General features: G+C 66.9%; 5 protein-coding genes. 2 read left to right on the top strand and 3 right to left on the bottom strand.

Annotated features, from left to right (window positions below):
* Nucleotides 1-144 precede the first annotated feature (144 nt).
* Nucleotides 145-573, bottom strand: coding sequence for a VOC family protein (locus AC1DZA_RS19815; protein ID WP_476774051.1), 429 nt, complete (start codon nt 571-573; stop codon nt 145-147).
* A 105-nt stretch (nt 574-678) separates the two neighbouring features.
* A complete protein-coding gene (locus tag AC1DZA_RS19810; RefSeq protein ID WP_476774050.1) occupies nt 679-936 on the bottom strand; it encodes a DUF4190 domain-containing protein in 258 nt (85 codons plus the stop codon).
* A gap of 329 nt (nt 937-1,265) precedes the next feature.
* Here AC1DZA_RS19810 and AC1DZA_RS19805 point away from each other — a divergent pair, with 329 nt between their 5' ends.
* Nucleotides 1,266-8,108, top strand: coding sequence for a PA14 domain-containing protein (locus AC1DZA_RS19805; protein ID WP_476774049.1), 6,843 nt, complete (start codon nt 1,266-1,268; stop codon nt 8,106-8,108).
* Nucleotides 8,105-8,554: a hypothetical protein gene (locus tag AC1DZA_RS19800; protein ID WP_476774048.1), complete on the top strand. Its 450-nt coding sequence runs from the start codon at nt 8,105-8,107 to the stop codon at nt 8,552-8,554. The genes AC1DZA_RS19805 and AC1DZA_RS19800 overlap by 4 nt, the downstream gene beginning before the upstream one ends.
* Before the next feature lie 197 nt (nt 8,555-8,751).
* Here the strand turns inward: AC1DZA_RS19800 and AC1DZA_RS19795 are convergent.
* On the bottom strand, nt 8,752-8,970 hold a 219-nt coding region (locus tag AC1DZA_RS19795; RefSeq protein WP_476774047.1), incomplete at its 5' end, for an integrase core domain-containing protein.

The raw sequence follows: 8,970 nt of genomic DNA, 5'->3' as shown, positions 1-8,970 counted from the left end.
TCGAACTGGTCTTGCCCGGTCATGGACTGGGCAAGACCCAACCACACGTCGTTGCCGGACGAGGGGGTGTCGGGGGCAGGACGTGCTGTCGCTGGCAGGTTGGAATGCGCGAGGGACACGAGGATTCTCCGTTTGGGGTAGGGGTCAGGTGTTGTGCGACACAACGAGGTCGAAGACCCAGACCACCCCGTACCGGTCACGGACCAGACCGTGCAGGGGAGACCATCCAACCTGGCCGAGGTCTTGGATGATGGTCGAGCCGGGGATGAGCCCGTTCCAGTAGGAGACGATCTGGGCGGTGTCGGCGCCGGTGCCGGTGATAGCGACGAAGTAGGAGTGCGCGCCCTGCTCGTACTCGACTGATGCTGGGACGTCGTGCGCCATCACCCGGACACCGTGTTCGTTCACGACCTGTCCCCAGAGGATCTGGTCCGCCTCGTCGGGGTCCTGTACGGCCTGCGCGTCTTGGTAGGAGACCGCGGCGATCTCACCGCCGAACACGGATTGATAGAACTCGAGCGCCTCCCGTGCTTGTCCGCGGAAGTTCAGCTGCGGGGTGACGTTCAGGGTCATGATGTTGCTCCTCGGGAGAGTGTCAGGGGGTCGTGGCCTTGGCAGGGCTCACCGCGCCGATGGAGGCTCTGGCTCGGGCCAGTCGGATGATGAGCCGCTCCGGCGTCAGCGGCCGCGGTAGGAGGTGAACGTCTGGCCGGGCCCGGCCTGGGTGACTACGGCGAACATGAACACCAGCCAGGTGACGAACAGCATCATTCCGAGCGCGGTGAGGATGTAGCCGACGATGAGCCCGGCCAGAGCCAGCTCACGGCCGCGCTCACCGGTGCGTCTGATCTGTGCGAGCGCGAGATGCCCGAGCAGGATCCCGGCGATGCTGTTGGCCCAGACCAACCCGATCGACAACACGGCGAGCACGCTCACGCTGGACGCTGACGGCTGAGGTTCCGATGGCACGGCTGCCGGCTGCTGGTACGTCATGGTGCTCCCCTGTTCCTGGCCCGGCCATGAGGTAGCCAGCCGCACACCTAAAACACTAGTATCCCGAATGCGTGTGCTCCGATGGTGGGCTGCGCAGTCAGGGGTGGGTGGTGGCGGTTCGTCGTTGGTGGCATGCGGTGTCGGGTGTGGTCGTGGCGGGGGTGTTGGTTGGGTCGCTGGTCCAGCCGATGCCGGCGTTCGCGGCGGACCCTGCCTTGCCTGGTGAGGTGACCCCGTTGCTGCCTGATCTGTCCGCGCCTGCGGAGGTTCCGATGAGCGAGTTCCCGGTTGAGGGTGACTTCACGGGTGAGCCGGACGCTGGGGAGGTGCTGACGCCGGAGCTGGCGCCGGTGCCCGGCCCGGACGCTGCGACAGCCGGGACGCTGACCGAGGAGTTCGACCCGGACGCGGCGGTGTTGGTGGATCGGGATGAGTTCTCGGTGACGTTCGAGGGTCCGGACGGGGGTCGGGTCACGGAGCTGTCGACCATCCCGGTCAGCGTGGAGGCGGATGGCGAGTGGGAGCCGATCAGGACTGACTTGGATGGGCGGGGTCCGTTCGGGTGGTTGGGCCGGGGTGGCGCGGAAGTTTCCCAGCATCCGTTGGGCCCGGTGTTCGCGGAGAACGCCACCGAGTCGCCGCTGCTTGCGGTGTCACGTGACGGGCATGAGGTCGGGTTCACGCTGCAGGATGCGGCCCCGTCGGTGATGGTGCGGGATGTGTCGCCGTGGGCGGAGAACCGGGACCGGGTGGTGTACCCGGAGGTGTTTGAGGGAACGGACCTGGTGTACCAGGTGACGGAGTCCGGGGTGAAGGAGGTGTTCGAGCTGGCCGGGAAGCCCGGGAAGGATGGCCGGGCGTCGTGGCGGTGGCTGGTGGACACGGACCTTGACCTGTCGGTCTCAGAAGACGAGGAGATCCTGTTCACCGCGTCGTCTGGGGACGTGGTGATGGTGATGCCGCGGCCGATCATGTGGGACGACGCGGGAGCTCTCGGGGATCGGGCGAACGAGCAGGGCGACGTGTCCGCGACGGTCAAGCAGACCACGGTCGGGTGGGTGTTGACGTTGACCGCGGATCGGGGCTGGTTGAACGCCCCGGAGCGGGTGTACCCGGTGTCGGTGGACCCGGACCTGTACACCGGGTATGACCAGTCCCGGGGGTACAAGACGAACGGGCAGTACAACTACAACTACGGCGTGCAGGTCGGGGACACGAACACGAACGGGGTGTGGCGGACGTTGCTGCATTTCCCGTACGAGCAGTTATTCGGCAAGCAGGTCCTCGGCGTCGCGGTCGGCATGGGCGGCCAGTCCGGGGACAGCACGACCACGGAACGGTGGGGGAACGTCTATCACGCGACGAACCTTGGCTATCACTCCCTGGGTGAGCATTTGGGTGGGGTGCGGTATTGGGGCGGGCAGGGACAGGTCGAGGACGCCCGGCTGACGAACCGGGTCGCGCAGTGGGTGCGTGACGGGCATCACGGCGGCCAGCTGACGTTCACCGGGGACGAGACTCGGACGTACACGTACAAGCATTTCCACGCCGCGCAGATGCTGATCTGGTGGAAGGACTTCCCCATCCCTGGCGCTGCTCCGTCCCCGGGGGACGGGGCGATCGATCAGGGCAACGCGCCGGTGCTGCGCGTTGACGGCAGCCGCCCCGCGGAGGGCACCACCCTGTACTATCAGTTCCGGCTCGCCAACACCCACAATCCGGACACGGGCACGGTGTGGGACTCGGGCTGGATCACCTCGAACACGGTGCAGGTCCCAACCGACGTGCTGGTGGTCAATACCCGGTACACGTGGAAGATGTACGTCAGCGACAACTACCACGACGTGTGGGGGACTTCCACGAGTCGGGGGTCGGCGACGTGGGCGTTCACGACCAGCAACGTCCCGTTGACCGTGAAAGCCACCGCATCCCCCACGGATGGGGCGGTCGTGGTCACCACCCAACCCGTGCTGCACGTCGACACCCCACCGAACCCGGACAGCCGGCCGGTGAAGTACTGGTTCCGGGTCACCACCGGCCCGGACGCGAAGACCGGCGCGGTCTTGAACTCAGGCTGGCTCGACACACCGTCCTGGACACCGCCCGCTGGGGTCCTCCAGGACGGGACCACCTACGCGTGGTCGGTGCTCACGAAGGACCAGTACGCGGACTCGCACACCCCGTGGGTGGCGAAGTTCACCGTGAACCAGCGCCTCGGCGTGGACGGCATCGCCCCGATGGACACGTTCGGGCCGGTGTCGGTGAACCTCGCCTCCGGGAACGTGACCACCTCGTTCTCCTCCCCGACGGTGGATACCGTCGGCGGGTCGATGGGCGTCGCGTTCACGTACAACTCGCAACGCACCTCGGAGCAGGGCCTGTACGGGGAGTACTTCGACGCGACCCCGAAAGCCGGGCAGTCCCAGTCGTGGAACTTCGCCGACGCGAAACAGGTCATGGCCAGAACCGACCCGCGGGTCGCGTTCAACTGGGGCGCCGGGGCACCCGCGGACGGGGTCCCCACGGACAAGTTCATGGCCCGCTGGACCGGGTACCTCACCCCACCCGCCGCCGGGTCCTACACGTTCGGGATGATCCGCGACAACGGTGCCGCGCTCTGGGTCGACGGCAGCAAGCTCATCGACAAATGGACCGACACGCACACCAGCACCGTCGAGTGGGGGCAGGAGAAGACCCTCCCCGCGGGCCCGGTGCCGTTCAAGCTGGAGTACTTCGAGCACAACGCCGACGCGCGGATCGAACTGCACTACAAGACCGCGGACGGGTCCACCGGGATCGTCCCAGCGGACTGGTTCACCAAGCGCATCCAGATCCTCCCCGACGGGTGGGGGTCCTCCGCGATCCTCGCCGGCGCGCAGGGCGGGTTCACGAACGCCCGGATCGAGGAAGGCTCGATCACCCTCACCGACGTGTACGGGTCCACCCACGCGTACACGAAGACCTCCACCGGCGGGTACCGGCCCCCGGCCGGGGAAGTCGGTGTCGTCACCGTCGGCGCCGACGCGAAAGTGACCCTCATCGACGGGGCCGGGACCGTGCACGTGTTCGCCGTCGGCGGGCAGGTCGAGTCCGTGACCAGCCCCGCCGATGTGAAGAAGCCCGCCGCGCCGGTGGTCACGTACGAGGGCGGCCTGGTCCGCCGCACCACCGACCGGCTCTCCCTGGACGGCCCGAACCGGGAATTGGTGTACTTCTACGGCGGCGACGACCTCGCCGCCCCGCTCACCGGCGACGACACCGACACCCCCGGCAAAGCCTGCCCGGCCAACACCCCCGCGGGAATGCTGTGCCGGATCGTGTATCCCGGACACGTGCCCGGTACCGGGGACACCACCCGCATGTTCTACGACGACCACGGCCGCCTGGCCGGGATCATCGACCCCGGGGCCGCGGAAACCTCGTTCACCTACGACACCCGGAACCGGCTCACCGGGATCCGCGACGCCACCCAAACCGACTGGCTCCGCGCCGACCCCAATCGGGAACCCGCCGACACGAACCGCACCACCATCGGCTACGACCCCGACGGCCGCGCCGTCACGGTCACCCTGCCCGCACCCGACGGCACCACCCCCACCGAGCAGCCCCAGCACCGGTACACCTACCCGACCAGCGGGATGGTACCCACCGGCCTGCTCACGAAAACCCACGGCCCTGTGCCCCCAGTCGCCGGGACCACGACCATCGACGCGGCCGGGCAAGACCTCTGGGGCGCCCCGGCGGCCGGGCACCACCGGACCGTGATCTACGACGCCGACTGGCGTGCCACCCAGGCCACCACCCCCTCCGGGCTCACCACACAGACGGTGTGGAACCGCAAGGACCAGGTGCTGTCCACGACCGACCCGGCCGGGCGGATGACCACCACGATCTACGACGCCCAGGACCGCCCCGTCCAATCCCATGGGCCTGCCCCGGCTGACTGCTTCGGCCCCGACCGCACCCCGACCGGGTCCTGCCCGATCAGCCCCGCCACCACGACCACCGAGTACGACGGCGGCCTGCGCGGGCTCGCCGCAGCATGGTACGCAAGCCAGTCACTCACCGGGACGCCGCAGGCGATGAGCCTCGGGATCGGCGGCCCTGACGGGGCCGTCAGCCGAAACTGGGTCAGCACCGCACCCCCGGAGCTGCCCGGCCGGTCCGACGAATTCTCGCTCCGGCTCACCGGCACGGTGGCCTTCCCCGGACCGGGCACGTACAAGTTCGAAACGTTCGCCGATGACGGCACCCAGATGTGGGTCGATGACTACCTCATCGTCGATGACTGGGGCGGTGGTGCCGAGCACTGGTCACCCGCCCGGGACACCGTCACCGTATCGGCGGACAAGCTCTGGGCAAGGATCCGCGTCCACTACCGGGAGAACACCGGCCCGGCCCGGCTGGAACTGCACTGGACCAAGACAGCCGGCGAGGACCCGTTCGCCCGGACCCTGGTCCCCGGTACGGCCCTCAGCCCCGGCTACCACCTGACCACCACAACCACCATCGCGGACACCCCCGGCCCAGACGCGCCCGCCGGGGCAGACATCAAGCCCATCACGACCTCCACCACCTACCAGGAGCCTTGGCTGGGATTGCCGACCAAGACCACCGTCGACCCGGGCCAGCTACGCCTGACCACCACCACCAGGTACGACACCCTGTCCCGGCGTACCACGAGGATGCTCCCAGCCGGTACCCTCACCGGCGCCAGCGTCGACAAGGCCGGCACCGCGTACGGGTACTACGGCGACACCGAAACCATCGGCCAGGCGTGGGACACCACCGACCCTGTCTGCGGGATCCCCGCGGACACCCCCCAGTACGGGGCGATCAAGCACACCACCCAGCCCGCCCCGCAAACCGGGGAACGGATCAGCACCCAGCACGTGCACGACCTACACGGCCGGCAAGTCGGCACCAAACGCGCCGGCGACCAGGAGTGGACCTGCACTACCCACGACAACCGGGGCCGTGTCGCCACCGTCACCTACCCCGCATTCGGTGACGAACCAGCCCGGACCGTGACCTACGCGCACACAGGCGACAACACCCCCACCGGCGACCCGCTCACCACCTGGGCCGAAGACCCCGCCGGGCGGATCACGACCGTCACCGACCTCCTCGGCCGGGCCGCCTCCTACACCGACACCACCGGCGTGGTCACCACCACCAGCTACAACCTCCTCAGCCAACCCACCAGCTCGACCACCACCGCCCCCGGGCACACCCCGCAAACCACCACCCTCACCTACAACCCCGACGGGCAACCCACCTCGATCGCACTGAACGACGAATGGCTCGCCTCATCCGGATACAACGTGCACGGCGAACTCGGCTCGGCGAGCTACGTGAACCAGACCCGCCTGGCCCACATCGAACGAAACCCCGCCGGCGCAACCACCGGGCTGCGGTACACCATCTCCAACCACACCGTCATCACCGACCAGGTCACCCGCTCCCAATCCGGCCGCATCACCGGCAACACCAACACCCTCGACACCGGCGGGTCCCGCTTCGACCGCCACCACACCGCCTACACCTACGACCGGGCCGGCCGGCTCCACCGCACCGACACCACCACCAACACCCTCGAAACCCCGTCCGACCGCACCACCCTGGAGTACTGGTTCACCGGCCAAGGCGGCTGCGGCGTCAACCAGAACGCCGGTATGAACGGCAACCGCACCGGCAAAACCATCAGCCGCAACGGCGGCCAACGAGCCATCACCGAGTACTGCTACGACCACGCCGACCGGCTCACCCACACCACCGACGGCACCTCCGGAGCCGGCGCACGCACCACCCCCGCCACAACCACCACCAACACCACCCCCATCACCCAGAACCCGGAACAGCCCGACCCCGAAGAACCCAGCACCGAAGAACCCAGCACACCCGAAACCGGCGACCCTGCACCGGCGCCCGCCGCACCAGAAACCGACACCCCCGCACCCACCGTGCCCGACCTGTTCATCGGACCGATCAGCCCCAACCAGATCCGCTACGACCGGCACGGGAACACCACCCGCCTCGTCGACCAAACCCTCGGCTACGACATCACCGACCGACACCTCACCACCACCACCGACGACGGCACCACCATCACCTACACCCGCGACCTCAGCAACCGGATCACCGGGCGCACCGAAACCACCGCGTCAGGGACCAGCACCGTGACGTACGGGCACACCGGCCCAGGCGACAGCGCAACGATCATCACAGACACCACAACCGGCACCACCCAATGGGCGTACGGGCTCCCCGGCGGCGTCACCTACACGACCACCGGTGACGGGATGGGAACCTTCTCCTACCCGAACATCCACGGCGACATCCTCACCACCACCAACCAATCAGGCGACCGCACCGCGAACCTCCACCAATACGATCCATTCGGACAACCCACCCACCCCACCACCGGCAACACCGGACCCGAAGCCGACGACACCGGCCCCGACAACCTCCCCGGCAACGCCGACTGGGGCTGGCTCGGCAGCCACCGCAAACTCACCGAACACGCCGCAACCATCCACACCATCGAAATGGGCGCACGCCAATACGTCCCCCACCTCGGCCGCTTCCTCAGCACCGACCCCATCGAAGGCGGCGTCACCAACAACTACGACTACCCAAACGACCCCATCAACACCTTCGACCTCACCGGCATGAAAGCCTGCACCAACAAGCTCGAATGCTCCCAAGTCACCGTCGGGCGAGGCGGAAGCATCACCCCCATCAAGCTCGCTTCACGAGCCAACTTGAGCGTCTTCACAGGCACAACCGCACGTTCAGTGATCAACTTCCGGCAATCACTCCTCATCCGAATCACACCCCCCGAATTCAAACGACCCATCCGAACCTGGTACGGCGGCGCCGAGACCAGCGCTGTGTGGGCTGCTGCAGGGCCGGTCGCGCTCGGGAGCGCCAAATTCGCGGTGGACGCGTGGTTAGCATACAAATTCACTAGCCCCAACATCTTCTTCCGGAACTTCGATCCAGAAGCCGCCGGTAGCGTTGCCTATGATGGCGTGCAACTGTGGCATGCCGAAGTTGCGTACTGGCGGGATGGCGGCTGGATCGGCAGAAGATGGAGATCCGAATACCGATGAAAATCAAGACCGTGCTCTTGAAGCTTGGACTAACCCGTCCAAGCCCACCGCCACCAGTCACAATCGAAATCGCAGCCGTGCTACTGGCATTGGCTGGAGTGCTCACCGCGTTCCTTCTCCCGCCGCTTCTGTACCAAGCGGCACGCGAGGAGTTACCGATTGTTGCGATCTTGGCGGGAATCATCGTTTTTCTTCTGATCGGAATCAGCAACACGGCAGGACTCATCTTCGCCGCTGTGTTCGTGCGAAAGGGAGCACTCTGGGCAGCCGTGCTCGGCACCGTGCTCTCCATACTGTTCATTGGGGCTAGTCGGGATGGCTATTCTTCGCCTTTTGCCGACGTCATCTCGGTAGTGATGGGCAGCGCCATCGTTTTCATGTTGTTGCCACCGTCATGGAAATACATGCGACGTACCAAGACGGAACGCGCAGCTTCTTCTCGCTGACTCACGGTCCCCGTGCGCGGAGATGCCACTAATCCGCCCCGGCCCCGGCAACGCCGACTGGGGCTGGCTCGGCAGCCACCGCAAACTCACCGAACACGCCGCAACCATCCACACCATCGAAATGGGCGCACGCCAATACGTCCCCCACCTCGGCCGCTTCCTCAGCACTGAAGCGCCCCGGGTTTCCTGCCGGTGTTTTACGGGTGGTTGAGCAGCCCACTCGTAAGGTCTGTGTCAGCGTAGTGGGCTTGCTCGAACTCGGTCGGGCTGAGCATGCCCAGGCTCCCGTGGAGCCGCCGGTCGTTGTACCAGTCGACCCACGCTGCGGTGGCGTACTCGACGTCGTCGATCGTCTTGTAGGCGCCCTCGTGGAAGACATCGGTGCGGATGCACTCGGTCTTGTAGAGCCCGTTGAT

Source organism: Agromyces sp. P2_B3, from assembly GCF_056404815.1.
This window is presented reverse-complemented; position numbering and strand designations above follow the sequence as displayed.

Excerpts from the sequence above, each read along its gene's own strand:
- AC1DZA_RS19800 (WP_476774048.1), top strand. The coding sequence starts at position 8,105 with ATGAAAATCAAGACCGTGCTCTTGAAGCTTGGACTAACCCGTCCAAGC.
- AC1DZA_RS19815 (WP_476774051.1), bottom strand. The coding sequence starts at position 573 with ATGACCCTGAACGTCACCCCGCAGCTGAACTTCCGCGGACAAGCACGG.
- AC1DZA_RS19805 (WP_476774049.1), top strand. The coding sequence starts at position 1,266 with ATGAGCGAGTTCCCGGTTGAGGGTGACTTCACGGGTGAGCCGGACGCT.